The 21,843-nt window shown below is 59.3% G+C and carries 26 protein-coding genes (1 of these 26 cut by a window edge); 9 read left to right on the forward strand and 17 right to left on the reverse strand.

Annotated elements, in window-relative coordinates; all coding sequences use genetic code 11:
- Positions 1-38: 38 nt before the first annotated feature.
- Positions 39-1,268, forward strand: a complete 1,230-nt coding sequence (locus PPUTUW4_RS00420; protein WP_015092921.1) for a spore maturation protein — start codon at positions 39-41, stop codon at positions 1,266-1,268.
- Here the strand turns inward: PPUTUW4_RS00420 and PPUTUW4_RS00425 are convergent.
- Positions 1,250-2,347 carry an aminopeptidase gene (locus PPUTUW4_RS00425; RefSeq protein WP_015092922.1) on the reverse strand — a complete coding sequence of 366 codons (1,098 nt, stop codon included), beginning with the start codon at positions 2,345-2,347 and terminating at the stop codon, positions 1,250-1,252. The genes PPUTUW4_RS00420 and PPUTUW4_RS00425 overlap by 19 nt on opposite strands.
- 59 nt (positions 2,348-2,406) lie before the next feature.
- Here PPUTUW4_RS00425 and PPUTUW4_RS00430 point away from each other — a divergent pair, with 59 nt between their 5' ends.
- Together PPUTUW4_RS00430 and PPUTUW4_RS00435 are read left to right on the forward strand one after the other, a co-directional pair.
- Complete coding sequence (locus tag PPUTUW4_RS00430; protein ID WP_015092923.1) at positions 2,407-2,829, forward strand: hypothetical protein; 423 nt, start codon at positions 2,407-2,409, stop codon at positions 2,827-2,829.
- A 40-nt stretch (positions 2,830-2,869) separates the two neighbouring features.
- Positions 2,870-3,292, forward strand: a complete 423-nt coding sequence (locus tag PPUTUW4_RS00435; protein ID WP_015092924.1) for a lipoprotein — start codon at positions 2,870-2,872, stop codon at positions 3,290-3,292.
- Between the two features lie 4 nt (positions 3,293-3,296).
- Here PPUTUW4_RS00435 and PPUTUW4_RS00440 read toward each other — a convergent pair whose 3' ends face one another.
- The gene (locus PPUTUW4_RS00440) at positions 3,297-3,530 is read right to left on the reverse strand and encodes a DUF1161 domain-containing protein (protein WP_015092925.1); all 234 of its coding nucleotides are present in this window, start codon (positions 3,528-3,530) and stop codon (positions 3,297-3,299) included.
- A gap of 183 nt (positions 3,531-3,713) precedes the next feature.
- Positions 3,714-4,145 carry an OsmC family peroxiredoxin gene (locus PPUTUW4_RS00445; RefSeq protein ID WP_015092926.1) on the reverse strand — a complete coding sequence of 144 codons (432 nt, stop codon included), beginning with the start codon at positions 4,143-4,145 and terminating at the stop codon, positions 3,714-3,716.
- Positions 4,146-4,384: 239 nt separating this feature from the next.
- Here PPUTUW4_RS00445 and PPUTUW4_RS00450 point away from each other — a divergent pair, with 239 nt between their 5' ends.
- Positions 4,385-5,386 carry an LLM class flavin-dependent oxidoreductase gene (locus PPUTUW4_RS00450; protein WP_015092927.1) on the forward strand — a complete coding sequence of 334 codons (1,002 nt, stop codon included), beginning with the start codon at positions 4,385-4,387 and terminating at the stop codon, positions 5,384-5,386.
- Between the two features lie 67 nt (positions 5,387-5,453).
- On the opposite strand, the gene PPUTUW4_RS00455 is transcribed toward PPUTUW4_RS00450, so the two are convergent.
- Both PPUTUW4_RS00455 and PPUTUW4_RS00460 read right to left on the reverse strand, forming a co-directional pair.
- Complete coding sequence (locus PPUTUW4_RS00455; RefSeq protein ID WP_015092928.1) at positions 5,454-5,678, reverse strand: DUF1161 domain-containing protein; 225 nt, start codon at positions 5,676-5,678, stop codon at positions 5,454-5,456.
- Between the two features lie 121 nt (positions 5,679-5,799).
- On the reverse strand, positions 5,800-6,015 hold the full coding sequence (locus tag PPUTUW4_RS00460) for a dodecin (protein WP_015092929.1): 216 nt from the start codon (positions 6,013-6,015) through the stop codon (positions 5,800-5,802).
- A 157-nt stretch (positions 6,016-6,172) separates the two neighbouring features.
- Here PPUTUW4_RS00460 and PPUTUW4_RS00465 point away from each other — a divergent pair, with 157 nt between their 5' ends.
- Positions 6,173-6,496, forward strand: a complete 324-nt coding sequence (locus tag PPUTUW4_RS00465) for a DUF883 family protein (protein WP_015092930.1) — start codon at positions 6,173-6,175, stop codon at positions 6,494-6,496.
- On the opposite strand, the gene PPUTUW4_RS00470 is transcribed toward PPUTUW4_RS00465, so the two are convergent.
- Positions 6,493-7,386, reverse strand: coding sequence for a LysR family transcriptional regulator (locus PPUTUW4_RS00470; protein WP_015092931.1), 894 nt, complete (start codon positions 7,384-7,386; stop codon positions 6,493-6,495). The genes PPUTUW4_RS00465 and PPUTUW4_RS00470 overlap by 4 nt on opposite strands.
- A gap of 124 nt (positions 7,387-7,510) precedes the next feature.
- Here PPUTUW4_RS00470 and trpB point away from each other — a divergent pair, with 124 nt between their 5' ends.
- Both trpB and trpA read left to right on the forward strand, forming a co-directional pair.
- Positions 7,511-8,731 (forward strand): tryptophan synthase subunit beta, encoded by a 1,221-nt coding sequence (trpB, locus tag PPUTUW4_RS00475; protein WP_015092932.1) that lies wholly within the window; start codon positions 7,511-7,513, stop codon positions 8,729-8,731.
- A complete protein-coding gene (trpA, locus tag PPUTUW4_RS00480) occupies positions 8,731-9,543 on the forward strand; it encodes a tryptophan synthase subunit alpha (RefSeq protein WP_015092933.1) in 813 nt (270 codons plus the stop codon). The genes trpB and trpA overlap by 1 nt, the downstream gene beginning before the upstream one ends.
- Before the next feature lie 148 nt (positions 9,544-9,691).
- Here the strand turns inward: trpA and PPUTUW4_RS00485 are convergent, their stop codons facing one another.
- The 11 genes from PPUTUW4_RS00485 to PPUTUW4_RS00535 form a co-directional block, all read right to left on the reverse strand.
- Complete coding sequence (locus PPUTUW4_RS00485; protein ID WP_015092934.1) at positions 9,692-11,653, reverse strand: DUF4105 domain-containing protein; 1,962 nt, start codon at positions 11,651-11,653, stop codon at positions 9,692-9,694.
- Complete coding sequence (locus PPUTUW4_RS00490) at positions 11,650-11,970, reverse strand: DUF2388 domain-containing protein (RefSeq protein ID WP_008045884.1); 321 nt, start codon at positions 11,968-11,970, stop codon at positions 11,650-11,652. The genes PPUTUW4_RS00485 and PPUTUW4_RS00490 overlap by 4 nt, the downstream gene beginning before the upstream one ends.
- Before the next feature lie 28 nt (positions 11,971-11,998).
- The gene (locus PPUTUW4_RS00495; RefSeq protein WP_015092935.1) at positions 11,999-12,316 is read right to left on the reverse strand and encodes a DUF2388 domain-containing protein; all 318 of its coding nucleotides are present in this window, start codon (positions 12,314-12,316) and stop codon (positions 11,999-12,001) included.
- 107 nt (positions 12,317-12,423) lie between these two features.
- Positions 12,424-12,744 (reverse strand): DUF2388 domain-containing protein, encoded by a 321-nt coding sequence (locus PPUTUW4_RS00500; protein ID WP_015092936.1) that lies wholly within the window; start codon positions 12,742-12,744, stop codon positions 12,424-12,426.
- A 145-nt stretch (positions 12,745-12,889) separates the two neighbouring features.
- Positions 12,890-13,099 carry a DUF1127 domain-containing protein gene (locus PPUTUW4_RS00505; protein ID WP_015092937.1) on the reverse strand — a complete coding sequence of 70 codons (210 nt, stop codon included), beginning with the start codon at positions 13,097-13,099 and terminating at the stop codon, positions 12,890-12,892.
- A 259-nt stretch (positions 13,100-13,358) separates the two neighbouring features.
- A complete protein-coding gene (locus PPUTUW4_RS00510; protein ID WP_007969750.1) occupies positions 13,359-13,574 on the reverse strand; it encodes a DUF1127 domain-containing protein in 216 nt (71 codons plus the stop codon).
- A 320-nt stretch (positions 13,575-13,894) separates the two neighbouring features.
- On the reverse strand, positions 13,895-15,388 hold the full coding sequence (locus tag PPUTUW4_RS00515) for an acetyl-CoA hydrolase/transferase family protein (RefSeq protein ID WP_015092938.1): 1,494 nt from the start codon (positions 15,386-15,388) through the stop codon (positions 13,895-13,897).
- Between the two features lie 213 nt (positions 15,389-15,601).
- Complete coding sequence (locus tag PPUTUW4_RS00520) at positions 15,602-17,035, reverse strand: NAD(P)(+) transhydrogenase (Re/Si-specific) subunit beta (protein WP_007969748.1); 1,434 nt, start codon at positions 17,033-17,035, stop codon at positions 15,602-15,604.
- Positions 17,032-17,388: an NAD(P) transhydrogenase subunit alpha gene (locus PPUTUW4_RS00525; RefSeq protein ID WP_007992881.1), complete on the reverse strand. Its 357-nt coding sequence runs from the start codon at positions 17,386-17,388 to the stop codon at positions 17,032-17,034. The genes PPUTUW4_RS00520 and PPUTUW4_RS00525 overlap by 4 nt, the downstream gene beginning before the upstream one ends.
- Before the next feature lie 11 nt (positions 17,389-17,399).
- Entirely contained in the window at positions 17,400-18,521 is a 1,122-nt protein-coding gene (locus tag PPUTUW4_RS00530; protein WP_007969746.1) for a Re/Si-specific NAD(P)(+) transhydrogenase subunit alpha, read from the reverse strand.
- A gap of 435 nt (positions 18,522-18,956) precedes the next feature.
- Positions 18,957-19,856 carry a LysR family transcriptional regulator gene (locus tag PPUTUW4_RS00535; protein ID WP_015092939.1) on the reverse strand — a complete coding sequence of 300 codons (900 nt, stop codon included), beginning with the start codon at positions 19,854-19,856 and terminating at the stop codon, positions 18,957-18,959.
- Between the two features lie 157 nt (positions 19,857-20,013).
- On the opposite strand from PPUTUW4_RS00535, the gene PPUTUW4_RS00540 reads away from it, so the two are divergent.
- Positions 20,014-21,195, forward strand: a complete 1,182-nt coding sequence (locus PPUTUW4_RS00540) for an acyl-CoA dehydrogenase (RefSeq protein WP_007992884.1) — start codon at positions 20,014-20,016, stop codon at positions 21,193-21,195.
- 13 nt (positions 21,196-21,208) lie between these two features.
- Positions 21,209-21,843, forward strand: partial view of a CaiB/BaiF CoA-transferase family protein gene (locus PPUTUW4_RS00545; protein WP_015092940.1) — the 5' portion only. 586 nt of this gene lie beyond the right edge of the window; 635 of the gene's 1,221 nt are visible here — the first part of the coding sequence; the start codon lies at positions 21,209-21,211; its stop codon lies off the right edge, out of view.

Consider the following 21,843-nt stretch of genomic DNA (forward strand, 5'->3'; position numbering starts at 1 on the left):
CCCGCTATCATTCGCGGATCTTTTGGGGGATTTGACTGATGCTCAATGGCCTGTGGCTTGGCTTCTTCATCGTGGCAGCCGTTTCGGCGCTGGCGCAGTGGCTGATTGGTGGTAACGCCGGGATATTCGCGGCGATGGTGGAGAGCATTTTTGCCATGGCCAAGCTGTCGGTCGAGGTCATGGTGCTGCTGTTCGGCACCCTCACCCTCTGGCTGGGTTTTCTGCGCATTGCCGAGAAGGCTGGCATCGTCGAATGGTTGGCCAGGGCCTTGGGGCCATTGTTTTTGCGCCTGATGCCCGAAGTCCCGCCTGGTCATCCAGCCATCGGCCTGATCACCCTGAACTTCGCCGCCAACGGCCTCGGTCTGGACAACGCCGCCACGCCTATTGGCCTGAAGGCCATGAAAGCGCTGCAAGAACTCAACCCCAGCGCTACCGTCGCCAGTAACGCACAGATCCTGTTCCTGGTGCTCAACGCCTCTTCGCTGACCCTGCTGCCGGTGACCATCTTCATGTATCGCGCCCAGCAAGGCGCGCCTGACCCGACGCTGGTGTTCCTGCCGATCCTGCTGGCGACCAGTTGCTCGACCATTGTCGGCTTCCTGTCGGTGGCGTTCATGCAGCGCCTGCGCGTCTGGGACCCGGTGGTGCTGGCCTACCTGATCCCCGGCGCCCTCGCCCTCGGTGGTTTCATGGCGTTGCTGGCGACCCTTTCAGCGACCGCGCTGGCGGGCTTGTCATCGATCCTCGGCAACCTGACGCTGTTTGGCCTGATCATGCTGTTCCTGCTGATCGGCGCGCTGCGCCAAGTGAAGGTGTACGAGGCCTTCGTTGAAGGTGCCAAAGAGGGTTTCGACGTCGCCAAGAACCTGCTGCCCTATCTGGTGGCGATGCTCTGCGCGGTGGGTGTCCTGCGGGCCTCCGGGGCGCTGGACTTCGGCCTGGACGGGATTCGTCATCTGGTGGAGTGGGCCGGTTGGGACACGCGCTTCGTCGATGCGCTGCCGACGGCGATGGTCAAACCTTTCTCCGGCAGTGCCGCCCGGGCGATGCTGATTGAAACCATGAAGACTTCGGGCGTGGACAGCTTCCCGGCGCTGGTGGCGGCGACAATCCAGGGCAGTACCGAGACCACGTTCTATGTCCTGGCGGTGTACTTCGGTGCCGTGGGCATCCAGCGTGCGCGCCATGCGGTTGGCTGCGCCTTGCTGGCGGAGCTTGCCGGGGTGCTGGGTGCAATCGGTGTTTGCTACTGGTTCTTTGGTTGATCGACGTCGTCAGCCAGCGTCTTAAGCGCGGCCTTGCGCTCATCCGTCGGCAAGCCGCCGAGCTTTTCCGCGGCGGCATAGAACCTGGGCCAATCGCCATCCACCTGATGGAACAGCGCGTCAAATGCCGGTACCCACTGGTCGTACAAGCCAAACGGCAATAGCCGGGCATTGTTCATGGGGGCATGAATCCAGGCGTCGTAGCGTTTGTCTCCAGCCCACTGACTGTCGCGCAGTTGCCGGTATTCGCTGCGCAAGCGCTCGAACTCGGCCGCCTTGCGCTGGCGCATCTGTTTGGTTGGCAATGGCAAGGCGTAGAGCTTTTCCAGCCTGGCGCGGGTTTCCAGCACCAATTCAGTGAACTGGTCGCGCTGACGCGCCTGCGCATTGTTGTCCGGTGGCAGGTGGCGATAGGCCCGCCATTGGCGAGTACCTTCCTGCTCGACGAAGGTGGCAAAGGATTCGTTGAACTCGGTGTCGTCCTTCACATAGACGCGCTGATGGGCCAGTTCGTGAAAGATCAGCGTGGCCAGTCGCTCATCCCCCCAGCCCATCATCGAACTGATGATCGGATCGTTGAACCAGCCGAGTGTCGAATAGGCCTCGACACCGCCAATCGACACGTCCATGCCCTGCAAGCGTTGCAAGGCTGCTTCGCCGCGAGCTGCGCTCTGACTGTAGTACCCGCGATAGGCCACGCAGCCGGCGATGGGAAAGCAGTGGTTTACAGGCTTGAGGGAAAATTCCGGCGTGACGAAGACATTCCAGACGACGAAGGGGCGGCCAATGTCCGCGTACAAGCGGTAACTCTGGTTGTCCGGCAGGTGCAGTTGCCGGCTGGCGAACGTTCGGGCCTTTTGTGATTGCTCCAGGTGTATACGCAGTTTTTGGTCGCGCGCCGGGTCGGCAATCACGCTGGAAACCGGCTCCCTGGCCCGCAGCAACTGCAGTTGGCCGCTGGCCAGTTGGCTGTAATAGCTGATGCTGGTGCAACCGTTGAGCAACAAAAACAACACGCCCGGAAACAAAACGCGAAAAACGCGATCAAGTAACCCAAGGCTAGGAAGCGGCCTGATCACAATAATTCTTCCTTGGAGAGTCTTCTCGCAAGACTATCCCGCCTGACTGGAGCTCCGCTATGCGCACGATGATACTGACAGGAAGTCTGCTGTTGCTGGCCGGCTGTGCCGGATTCGGAATACCCCGCCATGATCCTGCGCAAGCCTGGATCGACCTGGACTCGAAGCAAGAAGATACGGCGTTGCAGGCACTGGAGGTCGATGACAAGGCCACCGACGATAAACGCTACTTCGAGGTTCAGCCCGGTAGCCATGAATTGACAGTCCGCTACCAGTTTCCGGTGCAGCCCACCAACATCGGCCCCGACGCCGAGCCATTGTGGCGCGATTGTCAGTTGAACGTGAAGTTCAAGGATTTCAACGCCGGCGAACGTTATCAACTGCAAGCGGGGAACATCGGTTTCCGGCCGTGGGCCAAGCTCTATGATCAGCAGCGAAAAGTGATCGGCCATGGCACCCCTGCGGGCTGCCAACATACCTGATCGGCGTTATGCTGGATGCCTATCCCCTGGGACATCCATCATGCGCAGGTTAATGCTGTTACTCGCCGTCGGAGTGGTCGCGGGCTGTCAAAGCCCGATGCCGACACCTGATCCAAAAATGGCCTGGGTTGATTTTTCGACGCCCTTCCCTAACGACAAGTTGTTGATGGCTGAACGCCTGGACAAACAACGATTGCGCGATGGGCGTTATTTCGAAGTGACGCCCGGCAGCCACGAACTGATCGTGCGTTTCGACTTTGAAGTCCCCGGCGGCGGTGGCTTGAGTACGATGAGCGGGCCCTCTGAGCGGCTATGCTACCTGACCATCCGTTACGATCATTTCGAAGCCGGTCAGCGTTACGTGCTTGAAGGCCGCTCCATTGCGTTTACCCCCGGCGCCCGCCTGTACAACGCCAAGCGCGAGATCGTCGCTGAAGACCGGGAAGCCAACTGCCTGATGTGAGATGTCAGCGGTCGTTCTTCTGGTAGATGATTTTTTTGCTGCCGTTTTCGCACGAGCCAACGACCATGTTCTGGTCGTGCACTTCGTCGTTGGTGACGATTTCAAGCGTGTAGGAAGTGACGCCACTGGCCTGGATCTTGGCTTCGATCTCGGCCTTGAGCTCTTCGCAGGGTTTCGGTGCTGCGAGGGCCGACGTGGCCAGCGCACAACAGATAACCGCCAGGGCAAAACGTTTCATGGTTGAAGCTCCTTTGAGGCAGCACGCCTATTTACAGGTTTTCGCTGCTGTCATTTATTCGACCATATTATTAGCGGGCAAATCTGTCACGACGCAAAAAAGATCGCAGCCTTGGGCACCTCTTGCCGAATGATCCCGACAAGTTGCGCAAGGCTGCGATCTTTTCTTTGCAAAAATGAAGATCTAGCTGACCAATGTTGCCTCCAGGCTGATCTTGGCATTCAGCACTTTGGACACCGGGCAGCCCTCTTTGGCCTTGTTGCTGAGTTCTTCGAACTGCGCCTGGCTTGCCCCGGGGATTTTTGCCTGCAGAATCAATTTCACTGCGGTGATCGCAAAACCGCCGTCCACTTGATCCAGAGTGACTTCTGCCTGGGTATCGATGCTATCGGCCTTCAGGCCGGCGTCACCGAGAATCATGGAGAACGCCATGGAAAAACAGCCGGCGTGGGCAGCGCCGATCAACTCTTCCGGGTTGGTGCCCCGGCCGCCTTCGAAGCGCGCCTTGAAGCCGTAGGGGGCTTCCCGGAGCACGCCGGTTTCTGTGGAAATCGCGCCGATGCCGGTTTTCAGATCACCTTCCCAATGTGCCGATGCTTTCTTGATGATAGCCATGCCTGCCTCCTGAAGGTCGGCGCGAAAGGTCGCGCCTGTGGGGTTTACGGTTGCCAGGGTTGTGAGGATAGACGAAGGGGCAAAGTTCACTTCGTCCGATCAATCTGCTTTTTTCGCGGGATTTTTTACCGGGCTATTGAAACTCGGGTATATGCCCACATTGCATGAACACGCTTTTGGATTCGGCAGGTTTGCGTTCGCAAGAACAAACCTGCGCCCTCAATTGGAGAAGCAGGTTTATGAAACGACTGTCCGATATCAAGTTCTCGACCCTCGATCTGGTGCCGGTGCGCGAGAACGGCAGCGCGGCCCAGTCGCTGCGCAATTCGCTGGACCTGGCGCAGCATGTCGAGAAATTCGGTTACAACCGCTTCTGGGTGGCTGAGCACCACAACATGGACGGCATCGCCAGTTCCGCGACCTCGGTACTGCTCGGTTATCTGGCCGGTGGCACGTCGACCATTCGTGTCGGTTCGGGCGGTGTGATGTTGCCCAACCACGCACCCTTGGTGATTGCCGAGCAGTTCGGCACCCTGGAAAGCCTGTATCCAGGCCGGATTGATCTGGGCCTGGGGCGCGCGCCCGGTTCCGACCAGATGACTGCACGTGCGTTGCGCCGCGAGCGCTCCGGCAGTGCCGACGACTTCCCGGAAGATGTGGCGGAGCTGGTGCGCTACCTCGGCCCACGTACCCCGGATCAACGGATCATCGCCATGCCGGGAACCGGGACCAATGTGCCGGTCTGGTTGTTGGGATCGAGCCTGTTCAGTGCACAGCTGGCCGGTGAACGCGGTTTGCCCTACGCTTTCGCTTCGCATTTCGCGCCGCGCTACATGCATGAAGCGATTCGGGTCTACCGCAATCACTTCAAGCCCTCAGCCGTTTTGGACAAGCCCTACGTAATGCTCGGCGTGCCATTGGTGGCAGCCGATACCGACGAGCAGGCCGAATACCTGGCGACTTCGGTGTTCCAGCGGATTCTTGCCCTGATGCGCGGCCAAAGCCTGGTACAGCGTCCGCCGGTGAACACCATGGACGGCCTGTGGCTGCCCCATGAGAAAGAGGCTGTGCACGATTTTCTTGGACTGGCCATGATTGGCAGCCCACAGAAAATCCGCGCCAAACTCGAGGTCCTGATCGAACAGACCCAGGCTGACGAGCTGATTTTCACCTGTGACCTGTACGAACATTCGGATCGCGTGCATTCCTACGAGCTGCTCGCGCAGGTCATGCGCGGCTGATACTCAAACGGCAGGCATGAAAAAGCCGGCGCCAGGGCGTCGGCTTTTCAATCAGGCGAGGATCAGCCTACTTTTTGTAGACGATCACTTTGGCGCCCTTTTCGCATTGACCAACAACTTTTCCGCCAGATGCACTACCTTTATCGACAATCTCCAGCGAATAACCGGAAACGCCCTTGGCATCAAGTTTCGCTGCGATTTCGGCTTTCAGCTCTTCGCATGGCTTGCCACCATCTGCCAATACGGTCCCCGCAAGGCTCAACAAACCTACCGCCAACATAAACTTCTTCATCGGTTGCATTCCCTGGTCGGATCATAGGGGTAACCAGCCGTCAGCCGGACGCACTCATTCAGCGCTTTGCCATTCCCTATGGCATTCGGCCGGCGTGCAAGTTCAGAAGACTAGCCCAAAGTCAGCTGCTGGCAATCCGGAATCCGACTTTCAGGGTCACCTGAAAGTGCGCAGCTTTGCCGTCCCTGATGTGCCCACGGGTCTCGGTTACTTCAAACCATTCCATGTACTTGATGCTTTTGCTGGCTTCGGTCAGAGCATTGTTGATCGCATCTTCGATACTGCTGGTGGACGAGCCGACCAGCTCGACTTTCTTGTAGGTGTGATGGTCAGACATGGCGTTCTCCTTGGCGTGTGAATTACAGCCTAGCAGTGATTTTTCCTATTTCTTCTGTTGGCCGTTCTGAGAGTGAAGCTCAGATTTTCTGCACTTTCTCGAACCTCTGAAGTCCCAACCAACACACGCCACTCATCACCAATGCAGGAGAGCCACCATGGCCAGCACCTCGTTACGCAAAGCCTCATTGCAAAGCATGGAAGCCGAGATCGAGAGTCTGCTCAAGTCTTTGGAAAACCTGAAGGACGATGCCTCGGACGAGTCGCGTAAAACCCTCAAGTCCCTGAAAGGCAACGCCGAGAATGCCTTGAAGCACTCGCGTCATCTGCTTGCCGACGCCTATGAGGAGGTCAAGGTCAAAACCCGTGAAACAGGGATTGCCACCCGGGACTACGCCCAGGAGCACCCCTGGACTACAGCCGGTGTCGCCGTGGGCGCATTGGGCCTGCTGGCCGCTTATCTGTTGTGCAAGCGTGACTAATCCGTTTGGCGCAGCTCGTTTTTAAGCCACTGCGCCAGTTGCCGGGCGCGCCCGTCCGCGGCGCGCTTGGGTAGCCACAACGCCAGTTGCGCCGGAGTTTCACTGAAGCCCCATGGCGCAACCAGGCGGCCAGCCTTCAAGTCCTCCGCCACCAAGGGTTCGGGGGCAATCGCCACGCCCAGACCCGCGACGGCGGCTTCCAGCAAGTAATACAAATGTTCAAATCCCTGGCCGTACATCAATGCCCTGGGGTCGAGGCCGCATTGTTGCGCCCAGTTTGGCCAGGCTTGCGGGCGTGAGGTGGTGTGCAGCAAGGGTTCGTTCAGCAGTGCGCTTTCCGGCGCTTGCTTGAGCCGCTCATAGCCGGCGAACCGTGGGCTCATGACCGGACCGATACGTTCGCTGGTCAGCTCGAAAACCTGCATGTCCGCCGGCCAGGGTGGCTCGGCAAAGACCAGCAAGGCATCCAGTCCCGGTCTTCGCGGATCGAGATCGCCTTCTCCGGCCGACAGGTGCAGACGCAGGTCCGGCAAGTCGGCATTGAGTCTCCCTAGTCGCGGGATAAACCAGCGCGCCAACAGGCTTCCCGAGCAACCGAGTACGAACGGGGCGTCGGCCGTGCTTTGTGTGAGTTCTGCGCAGACGCTGCGCAGGCGCTCGAAGGCTTCGCTGCTGGCGTCACGCAGGCGCAAGCCGGCATCTGTGAGTTTCAGGCCGCGACCGTCCTTGATGAACAGGCTGACGCCAAGGTGTTCTTCAAGCACCTTGAGCTGCCGGCTGACCGCACCATGGGTGACATGCAACTGCTCGGCCGCCTGACTGACGCTGTTCAAGCGGGCAGTGGCTTCGAAGGCGCGAAGCGCATTCAGCGGAGGAAGGTCATGGCTCATGGTATCTGTGAGTTTTCCTGACAGGTTGTGGCGATCTTATCGGTTTTCAGGCCGGGACGTCAGGGGTAGAGTGAAGCCCACTATCTCTTTATGCATCACTTAATGCATTCAACTGGAGCGCCAAATGACCCAGACTAATCTGCGCAACGGCCCTGATGCCAACGGCCTGTTTGGCGCGTTCGGTGGCCGCTACGTCGCCGAAACCCTGATGCCGTTGATCCTCGACCTGGCCCGTGAATATGAGTTGGCCAAGGAAGATCCTGCATTCAAGGAAGAACTGGCCTACTTCCAGCGCGACTACGTCGGACGTCCAAGCCCGTTGTACTTCGCCGAGCGTCTGACCGAGTTCTGTGGCGGCGCAAAGATCTATCTCAAGCGCGAAGAGCTGAACCACACCGGCGCGCACAAGATCAACAACTGCATCGGCCAGATCCTGCTGGCGCGGCGCATGGGCAAGAAGCGCATCATCGCCGAGACCGGTGCCGGCATGCACGGCGTGGCGACTGCCACCGTGGCTGCGCGTTTCGGCCTGGATTGCGTGATCTACATGGGCACCACTGACATCGAACGCCAGCAGGCCAACGTGTTCCGCATGAAGCTGCTGGGCGCCGAGGTTATCCCGGTGGTCGCCGGCACCGGCACGCTGAAGGATGCAATGAACGAAGCCCTGCGTGACTGGGTGACCAACGTCGACAGCACCTTCTACCTGATCGGCACCGTGGCCGGACCGCACCCTTACCCGGCAATGGTCCGCGACTTCCAGGCCGTGATCGGCAAGGAAACCCGCGAGCAGTTGCAAGCCCAGGAAGGTCGCCTGCCGGACAGCCTGGTGGCGTGCATTGGCGGTGGCTCCAACGCCATGGGCCTGTTCCATCCGTTCCTCGACGACAAGAGTGTCGAGATCATCGGCGTTGAAGCGGCCGGTTACGGCATCGAGACCGGCAAGCATGCGGCCAGCCTGAATGGTGGCGTTCCAGGCGTGCTGCACGGCAACCGCACTTTCCTGCTGCAGGACGACGATGGCCAGATCATCGATGCCCACTCGATCTCCGCCGGCCTCGACTACCCGGGCATCGGTCCGGAACACGCCTGGTTGCACGACATCGGCCGCGTTCAGTACACCTCGGTGACTGACGACGAAGCCCTCGCCGCGTTCCATCAGTGCTGCCGCCTGGAAGGGATCATCCCGGCCCTGGAAAGCGCCCATGCCCTGGCTGAAGTATTCAAGCGCGCACCGAGCCTGCCAAAGGATCACCTGATGGTGGTCAACCTGTCCGGCCGTGGCGACAAAGACATGCAGACCGTGATGCACCACATGGAACAATCAACGCAGGAGAAACACTGATGAGCCGCCTGCAAACGCGTTTTGCCGAACTCAAGGAACAGAACCGCGCCGCCCTGGTGACCTTCGTTACCGCCGGCGACCCGGGCTATGACACCTCCCTGGCAATCCTCAAGGGCTTGCCGGCGGCTGGCGCCGATGTGATCGAGCTGGGCATGCCCTTCACCGACCCGATGGCTGACGGCCCGGCCATCCAGCTCGCCAACATCCGTGCGTTGGGTGCCAAGCAGAATCTGGCCAAAACCCTGCAAATGGTTCGCGAGTTCCGCCAGGACAACAACGAAACGCCGCTGGTGCTGATGGGGTACTTCAACCCGATTCACATGTACGGTGTACCGCGCTTCATTGCCGAAGCCAAAGAGGCCGGCGTTGACGGCCTGATCGTGGTCGACCTGCCGCCAGAGCACAACGGCGAGCTGTGCGACCCGGCGCAGGCTGCGGGCCTGGACTTCATTCGCCTGACCACGCCAACCACTGACGATGTGCGCCTGCCGACCGTTCTCAACGGCAGCTCCGGTTTCGTCTACTACGTGTCGGTGGCCGGTGTGACCGGTGCCGGTGCCGCCACGCTGGAACACGTCGAGGAAGCGGTTGCCCGTCTGCGCCGCCATACTGACCTGCCGATCAGCATCGGTTTTGGGATCCGGACTCCGGAACAGGCAGCGTCCATTGCGCGTCTGGCTGATGGCGTGGTGGTGGGTTCGGCGTTGATCGATCACATCGCCAATGCCACGTCCCCGGAACAAGCCGTGGATGGCGTGCTGAGCCTGTGCTCGGCATTGGCCGAAGGCGTGCGTAAGGCGCGCGTTAGCTGAAGGCAACGTTCCTGATTCAGAGACTGAACAGCAAAACGGTGTAAACCTTGTGGGAGCGAGCTTGCTCGCGATAGCGGCGTGTCAGCCAACATCAATGCTGGATGTGCAGCCCTCATCGCGAGCAAGCTCGCTCCTACAAGGTTGCGGGTCAAGGCAACTCTAATCCGCCTGCTGCCTTGTGCAGTTTGCGCAAATGCTCGCCAATCTGCTTCACGTTGGCTTCGTTGGCGGCCATTTCGGCGGCACGACCCGGTTCGAGCAACGCTCTCACTTCCTTGTCCAGGTCCCCGGACAGCGCCAGAAGCTGCTTCTGGCGCTGGCTGCTTTCCGATTCCAGATGCTCCCACTCGCTCGGCTGTGGCAAGCCATATCCGTTGGTGCCCAGTAGTTCCGCCGGACGGCTGAGGAAGCCACTGTTGGCGAGAATGTCCTTGAGCGTCTGGTTGGCCTTGTCCATGCCGCCATTCTGCAGTTCCCGGGCGCCCAGATAGCGCTGCTTCACTTCATCCTGAGCCAGCAGCATCTGCTGACGGAAACTGGCCTGTTCCAGCAGGAGCAACGCCGCGCTGGTGCGCAGGTCCGCCTGCTCGAACCATTGCCGACGATCCGCGGCTTTCAAGTCCAGCCACTCTTCGACGGTTTCCTGTTTGATCGGCAAGTGCTTTTTCAGGATTTCGAACATCGCCTGATAGCGTTCGCGGAAGGAATCGAAACGATAACCCATGCGCAAGGCTTCCCGCGGATCGTCCAGCACACTGGTGTCCGCCAGCCCTCGACCTTTGAGCACTTCCAGCAAACCGTTGGGCATGATGTTGTCGAGCCCTACCAATTTCGGGTTGTTGGTGCCGCCGCGCAGCAATTTCAGTTCTTCCACCGCACAGTTGTTCGACAGGAAGAAGTAGTTGCCGTCGTAGCTCCAGTGCATCTCGGCGGCACGTTCCACCACGTCTTCAACCTCTGTGCGCGACAGGTTCAGGGGCACGGAGGCCAGGCTGCGCAGTTCGGTCTTGGTATATTCGTCGATGACCTGGGACAGCGGCAGGATAAACAGCCGCGACGGGTATTTACCGACCAGGCCATCCCAGCTCGACAACTGTACGTCGCCGACGAATGCGCGATACGACAGCACCAGGTGCTGGTCCAGGTCCAGTCGGCAATCCGGGCCACGGGGGCGGCCCGGCGCGCAGATCACCAGACGCAGCATGCTGTGGCCCCAGCGGCTGAACAGGTTCTGGTTAGCCTCGGCCAGCAGATAGTCAACGGCATAGACCCGCTCCGGATCGACCTGCCCCAGCGGTGTCTTGGCGAAATCGTTGCCGGCATTGAGGAACGCGACGGTTTTGCTGCAGGTGTCACTGGCGGCGGGCGCCCAGCCGAAATGCTCTTTGAAGTAGCGATACAGTGCGGGACGGCGACAGGCGTAGCTCGGGTCAAGGAGGAAATACTCCATGTTGACCGCGACGAATTCCTTGGGGCTGCTGGTCTCGTAGATATCCGGACTGCGGGCAATCTGGCGATTGTGCTGTTCGCGTTCACCCCGACGGCCTACGTATTGCTGCCAGCCGGCCAGGTCGAGCAGGCGCGGATCGTCGCTGAGGGTAAAGCGCCGATCGGACTGGCCCCGACATTGGTCGGGTATGCCGACCAGCCCTGAGCTGTTGTTGCGCCGGGTGCAGCGCTGAATCAGCTTGCGCTCGTCATCAGGCCACAGGCGCGAACGGTCGTAGATGTGAGTCAACTCGTGCAACACAGTGGCCAGCATTTCCCGACGCACGGTGCCATGAGGGCGATGGGTTTTTTTGCTCGCGGCGCTGCCATCGGTGAGACCGGCCAACAGGTTGCGGTTCAGATCGAGTTCGGACACCAGCGATGCCTGGCCGTAGGCATTGCGCGGCATGTCATCGGTCCAGCCGACGACGATACGCCGGTCCAACTGCTCGATGAAACGTGGCGGCAGCGCCTGCATGGCTTCATCAAGCAACGCTTGGCTGGCTTGCTGTTGCGAGGGCGTCAGACCTTCTGTCCTGAGTTGCAACTGAAGGCCTGCGTGGGCCGTGTTGCCGAACAGCAACAGGGCCCCGGTCAGCAGCCAGGTACGTGGACACCTCACAGTGCGAGGATGGCTTCGGCGAGATCCTGATCGCTGGCGTCGCGCGCTTCCGGCACGCGGGTGCGCAGCAGGTTGAAAGCGGACTCCAGGTGGGCGCCGCGAATGTCGCCATTGCTGGCGACGAAACTGGCGGCGTCGTCCTGGGCTTCGCGCACGATTTTCGAATCGCGAATGGACGTGGTGGTGTCGGAGGTGAAATCGAGGGTGCGCTGGGTAGCACGGATCAGGATGTTACTGGTGGCAACCAGAGTATGTGCCTGGGCCACATCGGCCAATAGCAGCAGGCCGAGGATGGCAGCAATCAGCGGGTTACGCATGGATCGAACTCCAGAAAAACGGGGATAACTATTGGACGAGAATTGCTTGCGCCAGTTCAAGGTCGCTGGCATGAAGTTTTGCCTGGGTCTGGCGCAGATACCGAAGGGCCGACTCCAGTCGTGCGCCTCTCATCAGACCGTCACTGGCAATGAATGCCGCGGCGTCGTCGTGGGCGGCGAGCAGTAGTTTATGGTCGAAGGGGGCGGAGGTCACGAGGCTTGTGGCGTAACCGCTGGCGACGGTGCCCTGTGTGGACAGGTTAAAGGCGTCATAAGCGTGGGCTGATGCGCAGTAACCCAAGGTAAGAAAAACTGGAGCGATCAAGGGAATGGAAAGAAAACGCATGAGACTCGACAGTTGAAAGTGAGTCCCAAGGCTAGCGCAAGGGCCGGTCTAGAGCCAGTGCCGAAACATTGGGACACGCCGGGCGTGCCCCATGTCTGTACTGCCGTTTAGATGGTCAGGATCGCCTGAGCCAGTTGTGCGTCTGTTGCACTCAGTTGCGGCGCCTTATGGCGAATGTGATCGAGGGCGCTTTCCAGCTTCACACCGCGGATGGAGCCTTCGCTGGCGACGAAGCTGGCGGCGTCGTCACGGGCGGCGAGGACGATCTTGTCATCCTTGAACGACGACGAAACGATGTTGGTGGTCGCATCGGATGTGGCCTTGAGCGCGTTGACCACAGCATCCGTGGTCACGATAAAGCTGGAGGCTTGGGCACCGGCAGCCACGGCAAACAGGGCCGCGGCGCTAAGCAGGCGAAGACGGGACATGGGGTAACTCCTTTTGGTAGACCATTTGAAATATGGCGCAGTGTCTGCAAAGTCAGACGCCAGGCACTCGGCGTTCGCCACGTTCTGAAGTGATATTAGGCCTGTCTGTGTCGGTTCGCACAGTCTTGACTCTTCACGCAGGAAGTCAGCGCCAGAACGGTTTATCCAATTCATTGCTGCGGTCGGCGTGGCTGATACCCAGATCCGCTAGCTGGCGATCATCGAGTTGAGCCAGCAAACGTCGCGTTCTCGCCCTTTCCAGGCCGGCGCAGAGCCCCTTCAGCATCCCTCGAAGCCCCTGCTGGTACGGTCTCGATTGAGCCGAGGGAATGGAAAAATCCTGTAGGTTCTTCATGGCACGGTCCCTGTCCTGATTAAGTGGAGAGCTCCATGCTGACACCCGTCGAATATCCATGACAGACACACGCTGGCGATATTGTACTCATTCAGTTTGTTATTTTTGCAAACTGTACTGGTTGTCAGGTTTGTCTTCTGTAAGACCGGATTTGCCAGGCCAAAACGACAAAACCCGTCGTGGTTGCCCACGACGGGTTTTGTTTTTTCAATTCGGGTTGCTGGCGGTGGACCTTAAGGTCAGAGCCAGCGACGCTAACTTAGCGCCAGAACGGCTTGCTCAGCTCTTCGTAGCGTTGTGCTTCGCTAATCCCGGCGTCAGCCAGCAGACGCGAATCCAGGCGAGCCAGTTGATGGCGGCTGGTAATGCGGCGCTGCCACAACATCAGGTTGGCGATAACGCGCAGAGGCAGGGAAGCCTGGGTTTTTGCAGCAGTGTCTTCGAAGAACAGATCGGAACTGAGTGTACGTTCCATGGTGGTCATCCTTCCGCTTGTGGCGGGATTAGGTAGTGGTTTAACTGGTGCCCATGATCCTCTTGTTTGCCTAGTCTCTGTAGATACAGTTCATCTGTATTGTGAGGGCTCAGTTAACTGTTTATAGGGGGTGTACTGGTCGAAATTGAGGCAACTGTACCTATCTGCACCAATTTGGTGCAAAAACTCTGTTTTGCCCGGAGAAGGTAGGAGTTTTCCGTAGGAAATGACCAGTACAGCAGTACAGTTTTTTTCATATTGCGAGGGTGGCAAGAGCAAGCTGGCGAAACTGTGTTTGCGCCAGCTGTTATCTGTAGCAATTACTTCTTCAGCATGTGCCCGGTTTCTTCCAGGTTTATGTGCCAACTGAGTGCGTCACGCAGGATGTGCGGGGTATGTCCGCCGATGGCACACGCTGCGCTGAAGTAATCATTCAGCGCCTGGCGGTAATCCGGGTGCACGCACCTGTCGATGATGACCCGGGCACGCTCCCGGGGCGCCAAGCCTCGCAAGTCTGCCAGGCCTACTTCGGTCACTAGGATGTCGACATCATGTTCGGTGTGGTCAACATGGCTGACCATCGGCACCACGCTGGAGATTGCGCCGCCTTTGGCAATCGACTTGGTCACGAACACGGACAGGTGCGCGTTGCGCGCGAAATCGCCGGAGCCACCGATGCCGTTCATCATCCGGGTGCCGCAGACGTGGGTGGAGTTGACGTTGCCGTAGATGTCGAACTCCAGCGCCGTGTTGATGCCGATTATGCCGAGGCGGCGCACGACTTCCGGGTGGTTGGAGATTTCCTGCGGGCGCAGGACCAGCTTGTCCTTGTAACGCTCCAGGTTGCCGAACACATCGGCGTTGCGCCGGCTCGACAGGGTGATCGAGCTGCCCGAAGCAAAGCTCAGCTTACCGGCGTCGATCAGGTCGAAAGTCGAGTCCTGCAGCACCTCGGAATACATCGTCAGGTCTTCGAACGGCGAGTCGATCAGGCCACACATCACCGAGTTGGCGATGGTGCCAATACCGGCTTGTAGCGGACCGAGCTTGTTGGTCATGCGTCCGGCGGCCACTTCCTGTTTGAAGAAGTCGATCAGGTGGTCGGCAATGGCTTGGGTCTCGGCGTCTGGCGCCAGCACCGTGGAGGGTGAGTCAGCCTGATTGGTGACCACGATGGCGACGATTTTTTCCGCTGGAATCGGGATGGCGGTGCTGCCAATGCGGTCGTCGACTCTGACCAATGGAATCGGGGTGCGGGTCGGGCGATAGGTCGGGATATAGATGTCGTGCAGGCCTTCGAGGTTCGGGTTGTGTGCCATGTTGATCTCGACGATCACGTGCTTGGCGAAAATCGCGAAGCTGGCCGAGTTGCCTACCGAAGTGGTTGGCACGATATGCCCTTGCTCTGTGATCGCAACGGCTTCAATCACGGCAATGTCCGGCAGTTTCAATTGCTGGTTGCGCAACTGCTCCACGGTTTCCGACAGGTGCTGGTCGATGAACATGACTTCACCGGCGTTGATCGCCTTGCGCAGGGTGCTGTCGACCTGAAACGGCATGCGCCGCGATAGCACACCAGCTTCGGTCAACTGCTTGTCGAGGTCGTTGCCCAGGCTTGCGCCGGTCATCAGGCTGATCTTCAGCGGCGTGACCTTGGCGCGCTCGGCCAGCGCCTGGGGAACGGCCTTGGCTTCGCCGGCGCGAGTAAAACCACTCATGCCGACGGTCATGCCGTCCTCAATCAGGGCGGCAGCGTCGGCAGCGCTCATCACTTTGTCCAACAACGAAGGCAGGCGAATACGGTCACGGTACATGGATTGTTATCTCGGGCAACAGGTAGCAGGACGTGCAGTCTAGTGAATTGCGTCGACTTCTGTCCCGCTACCAAGGTCGCAATCGAGGCGTCTATTCCGGGCCTTTCAAGCAAAACACCGTTACCGGATCGGTAACAAAAGAATAGTTTGTCCGACGATTTGCGCAAACAAAAACGCCCCGACGAGTCGGGGCGTTGTGTGTGCCGCAGAGGATTAGTCGACGGCTTTTACCATGTCTTCGATGACCTTTTTGGCGTCACCGAACACCATCATGGTTTTGTCCAGGTAGAACAGTTCGTTGTCCAGGCCGGCATAGCCGCTGGCCATCGAACGCTTGTTGACGATGATGGTCTTGGCCTTGAACGCTTCGAGGATCGGCATGCCGGCAATCGGCGATTTCGGATCGTTCTTCGCGGCCGGGTTGACCACGTCGTTGGCGCCCAGCACCAGCACCACGTCGGCCTGACCGAACTCGGAGTTGATGTCTTCCATCTCGAACACCTGGTCGTAAGGCACTTCGGCCTCGGCCAGCAACACGTTCATGTGGCCCGGCATACGACCGGCAACGGGGTGGATCGCGTACTTCACGGTCACGCCGCGATGGGTCAGCTTCTCGGTCAGTTCCTTCAGTGCATGCTGCGCCCGTGCTACCGCCAGGCCATAGCCCGGAACGATAATCACGGTGTCGGCGTTGGTCAGCAGGAAAGTCGCGTCGTCAGCCGAGCCGGATTTCACCGGGCGTGCTTCCTTGGCGCCTGCCGGACCTGCGTCGGCTGTATTGCCGAAACCGCCGAGCAGTACATTAAAGAAGGAGCGGTTCATCGCCTTGCACATGATGTACGAGAGGATCGCACCGGACGAACCTACCAGCGAACCCGCGATGATCAGCATCGAGTTGTTCAGCGAGAAGCCGATACCTGCCGCTGCCCAGCCGGAGTAGCTGTTGAGCATCGACACGACCACTGGCATGTCCGCGCCACCGATCGGGATGATGATCAGCACACCCATGATGAAGGCCAGGGCCAGCATCAAGGCGAAGGCGCTGAGGTCGCCGGTCAACATGAAGGTGATGCCCAGGCCCAGAGTAGCCACGCCCAGCAGCAGGTTCAGTTTGTGTTGACCGGTGAACTGTACCGGTGCGCCCTGGAACAGGCGGAACTTGTACTTGCCCGACAGCTTGCCGAAGGCGATGACCGAGCCGGAGAAGGTGATCGCACCAATGGCGGCACCGAGGAACAGCTCCAGGCGGTTACCGGCCGGGATCGCGTCACCCAGCTGCGCAACGATACCCAGCGACTGCGGCTCGACGACCGCTGCAATGGCGATGAACACCGCGGCCAGGCCGATCATGCTGTGCATGAAGGCGACCAGTTCGGGCATCTTGGTCATTTCAACGCGTTTGGCCATGATCGAACCGGCAGTGCCGCCGATCAGCAGGCCGACGATCACGTAGACGATACCGTCATGGGCCAGTTCGGCACCGAGTTTGTAGATCAGGCCGACCGTGGTGAGGATCGCCAGGCCCATGCCGAGCATGCCGAACAGATTGCCGCGACGCGACGTGGTGGGATGCGAAAGGCCCTTGAGCGCCTGGATGAAGCAAACCGAGGCGATCAAATACAGGGAAGTAACCAGGTTCATGCTCATGCTTGCTGCACCTCAGCCTTGACTGCTTCGGCCTTGGCGGCCGGAGCTTTTGCCGGGGCCGCTTTCTTCTTGAACATCTCCAGCATGCGTCGGGTGACCAGGAAGCCACCAAAGACGTTGACCGCGGCCAGGGCCACGGCCAGGGTGCCCATGGTCTTGCCCAGCGGGGTCACAGTGAGGGCGGCGGCGAGCATGGCGCCGACAATCACGATGGCCGAGATGGCGTTGGTGACAGCCATCAGTGGCGTGTGCAGTGCAGGTGTAACGTTCCAGACCACGTGGTAGCCGACATAGATGGCCAGCACGAAGATGATCAGGTTGTAGATACCGTGAGAGATCAGCATGTCTTCCATTGTTTTTATCCTCAGCCGTTCTTGCGCACGATCTGGCCGTCGCGGCACATCAGGCACGCGGCGACGATATCGTCTTCAAGGTTGATCACCAGTTGTCCTTCTTTATCGAACAACAGTTTCATGAAGTCCAGCAGGTTGCGTGCGTACAGCGCCGAAGCATCGGCCGCCACTGCGCCCGCCAGGTTGGTCGGGCCAACGATGGTCACGCCATTTTCGACGACCACCTGATCGGCCACGGTCAGCGGGCAGTTACCGCCCTGGGCGGCCGCGAGGTCGATGACTACTGAGCCCGGTTTCATCTGTGCCACGGTTTCTGCGCTGAGCAGCGTCGGTGCCTTGCGACCGGGAATCAGTGCTGTGGTGATGACGATGTCAGCCTGCTTGGCGCGCTCGTGCACGGCCGCGGCCTGACGCTGCATCCAGCTGGCCGGCATCGGCCGGGCGTAACCACCGACACCAACGGCGCATTCACGCTCTTCGTCGGTCTCGTAAGGCACGTCGACGAACTTCGCGCCGAGGGATTCGATCTGCTCTTTCACCGCAGGACGCACGTCAGAGGCTTCGATCACCGCACCCAGGCGTTTTGCCGTGGCAATGGCCTGCAATCCAGCCACACCGGCACCAAGGATCAGCACGCGCGCCGCTTTTACGGTGCCCGCAGCCGTCATCAGCATCGGCATGAAACGAGGGTAATGGTGAGCGGCCAGCAAGACAGCCTTGTAACCGGCAATGTTGGCTTGCGACGACAGCACATCCAGGCTTTGGGCGCGGGAGGTGCGTGGCGCAGCCTCCAGGGCGAAGGCGGTAATGCCGCACTCGGCCATCTTGGCGATGGTTTCGTTGTTGAACGGATTGAGCATACCCACCACAACGGTGCCGCTTTTGATCAGCGCCAGCTCGCTGTCGCTGGGGGCGACCACCTTCAAAATCAGCTCTGCTCCAAACGCATCATTGGCGCTGCCAATGGTTGCGCCTGCCGCTTCATAGGCACTGTCGACAACGCTGGCATTAACGCCGGCGCCGCTTTGTACAGTGACCTTATGACCCTGGCTGATCAGCTTCTTGATGGTTTCCGGGGTTGCAGCAACCCGTGTTTCACCGGTCTGGGTTTCGAGAGGAACACCAATGTGCACGTCAAATCTCCTGCGTGATCTTATTGAGTAAACCCATGCACTACGGATGGTGCGGCTGGGGCGGCCGATCAGCACGATCCCGCCAAATCAGGGCGGGGCGCGGCATTTTGCAGGCGAACTTTGTGCCCTTCAAGGGATTATGACGGGTGACGGAAAATTAACTACAAGTCACCCCGTGACCGAATGTCGCAACCAACCGGCTCGATCCCTTGCAAACCGTGCTTTACAAGGATTCTGGCCGAAATTGAAGAATTTATACATCGGCCGTATGAATGATGCGGCATCGCCTCGAAATAGTGGCCCAAAGCCGCGTGATCTGGCGCTTGTGGGACGTTTGTACGACTTTTCGATACAGTTTGCTGTTATGCGACAAATACGTACATCTGTAGGGCTTTGTTTTTGTTGACTACGTAGTCAGGTAACGCGGTGGAGCCTTTATTCTTCTAGGCTGTAGCTGTGCGCCTGGTTTACCAGCCAGTCACGAAATGCCCTTAAAGACGCGGATTCGACCTTTCGCTCAGGAATCATCAGGTAATAAGCCTTGATGCTGGACAGTGCTTGCGGGTTGGCGATCACCAGACGTTTTTCTTTCAACTCCCTTTGAATCAGGAACGGCGGAATCAGGGCAATGCCCATGTCATGCATGGCCGCTTGGGCGAGCATGGAGAATAGCTCGTAGCGGGGGCCTGTCATGTCTCGCGGGACATTCAGGTGTTGGGAATCGAACCACTGGCGCCAGGCATAAGGACGGGTGGTTTGTTGCAGCAGGGGCAAATCGGCGATTTCGCCGGGCGTAAGGCTGTTGTTGTTTCCGAGCAGGTTGGGGCTGCAAACGGGCATCGGATTTTCACCCATCAGCCTGTGGGATTCTGTACCTGACCAATCCGCGTCGCCGAAGTAGATCGCGGCATCGAAATCAGTGTCGGCGAACAGGAAGGGGCGTGTGCGGTTGGTCAGGTTGACCGTCACTTCCGGGTGCTTGTGCTGGAAGTCCTTGAGTCGTGGCAGCAGCCATTGGGTGCCGAAGGTCGGAACCACGGCCAATTCGATTACGTTGGTGCCCTGCTGGCCCATCACGGACAAGGTGTCGCGCTCAACCGCATCAAGTTGAGTGGCGATCCGGCGGCTGTAGGAAAGCCCGGCCTCCGTCAGCTTCACTCCACGCCGCGAACGTCGGAACAGTTCTACGCTGAGGAACTCCTCAAGGCTGGCGATCTGTCGGCAAATCGCCCCCTGGGTCAGCGAAAGCTCCTGGGCGGCCTTGGTGAAGCTTTCATGGCGCGCCGCGGCCTCGAAGCTGATCAGGGCGGTGGTGCTGGGTATCTTCCTGCGCATGTACGTCAACCTCACTAATGCATCGCATAAAAGCTCTTTTGCGACGTTTCGGAGTGAGAAATTAGCACAACAGTATGCGAAATCCTCGTTTGCCGTAGCGCCGATCCAGGCCTAGGATCACTCCACGTTATTTGACCCGATTCGAGAGGACACACTCATGGGCGGTAAAGCTAGCTTCAACTGGATCGATCCCCTGCTGCTGGATCAACAGCTCACTGAAGAAGAACGCATGATTCGCGACACGGCTGCGCAGTTCGCTCAGCAGAGCCTGGCGCCGCGCATTCTTGAAGCTTTCCGCCATGAGAAGACCGATCCGGCGATCTTCCGCGAAATGGGCGAAGTGGGTCTGTTGGGTGCAACCATCCCCGAGCAGTACGGTGGCAGCGGCCTGAACTACGTCAGCTATGGCCTGATCGCCCGTGAAGTCGAGCGTATCGACTCCGGTTATCGCTCGATGATGAGTGTTCAGTCCTCGCTGGTGATGGTGCCGATCAATGAGTTCGGTACCGAAGCGCAGAAGCAGAAGTACCTGCCGAAACTGGCCTCGGGCGAGTGGATCGGCTGCTTCGGTCTGACCGAGCCTAACCACGGTTCCGACCCGGGCTCGATGATCACTCGTGCGCGCAAAGTGGAAGGCGGCTACAGCCTCACCGGCAGCAAGATGTGGATCACCAACAGCCCGATTGCCGACGTGTTCGTGGTCTGGGGCAAGGATGATGCCGGCGACATTCGCGGCTTCGTTCTGGAGAAAGGCTGGAAAGGCCTGAGCGCTCCGGCGATTCACGGCAAGGTTGGCCTGCGGGCATCGATCACCGGTGAAATCGTGATGGACAACGTGTTCGTACCGGAAGAGAACATCTTCCCGGATGTCCGTGGCCTGAAAGGTCCTTTCACCTGCCTCAACTCGGCACGGTACGGCATCTCCTGGGGCGCATTGGGTGCGGCCGAGTTCTGCTGGCACACCGCTCGCCAGTACACCCTGGATCGTCAACAGTTCGGCCGTCCATTGGCAGCCACTCAGTTGATCCAGAAGAAACTGGCCGACATGCAGACCGAAATCACCATGGCGCTGCAAGGCTGCCTGCGTCTGGGGCGTATGAAGGATGAAGGTACTGCGGCGGTCGAAATCACTTCGATGATGAAGCGCAACTCTTGCGGCAAGTCCCTGGACATCGCGCGCATGGCTCGCGATATGTTGGGCGGCAACGGCATCTCCGATGAGTTCGGCGTTGCTCGCCATCTGGTGAACCTGGAAGTGGTGAATACCTATGAAGGTACACACGACGTTCATGCACTGATCCTCGGTCGCGCGCAAACCGGCATCCAGGCGTTCTATTAACAGGAGGACGTCCATGGGCGCGCTATCGCATCTACGGGTACTGGATTTATCGAGGGTGCTGGCCGGGCCTTGGGCCGGGCAGATCCTGGCCGACCTCGGCGCTGAAGTGATCAAGGTCGAGCGCCCCGGTAATGGTGATGACACGCGCGCCTGGGGGCCACCGTTCCTAAAAGACGCTTACGGGGAAAACACCAGCGAGGCTGCCTATTACCTGTCGGCCAACCGCAACAAGCAATCGGTCACCATCGACTTCACTCGCCCCGAAGGGCAGAAGCTGGTGCGTGAACTGGCGGCGAAGTCGGACATCCTGATCGAAAACTTCAAGGTTGGTGGTCTGGCGGCCTATGGCCTGGACTATGAATCGATGAAGGCGATCAATCCGGACCTGATCTATTGCTCGATCACCGGGTTTGGCCAGACCGGTCCTTACGCCAGGCGTGCGGGTTATGACTTCATGATCCAGGGGCTGGGCGGTCTCATGAGCCTCACGGGGCGACCTGAAGGCGAAGAAGGTGCGGGGCCGGTGAAGGTTGGCGTGGCACTGACGGACATCCTGACCGGGCTCTACTCGACCGTGGCGATCCTGGCTGCGCTTGCGCATCGGGATCACGACGGTGGTGGTCAGCATATCGACATGGCGCTGCTGGA

Origin of the sequence: Pseudomonas sp. UW4 (assembly GCF_000316175.1) — a bacterium.
GTDB classification, from domain to species: Bacteria; Pseudomonadota; Gammaproteobacteria; order Pseudomonadales; family Pseudomonadaceae; genus Aquipseudomonas; species Aquipseudomonas laurylsulfatiphila.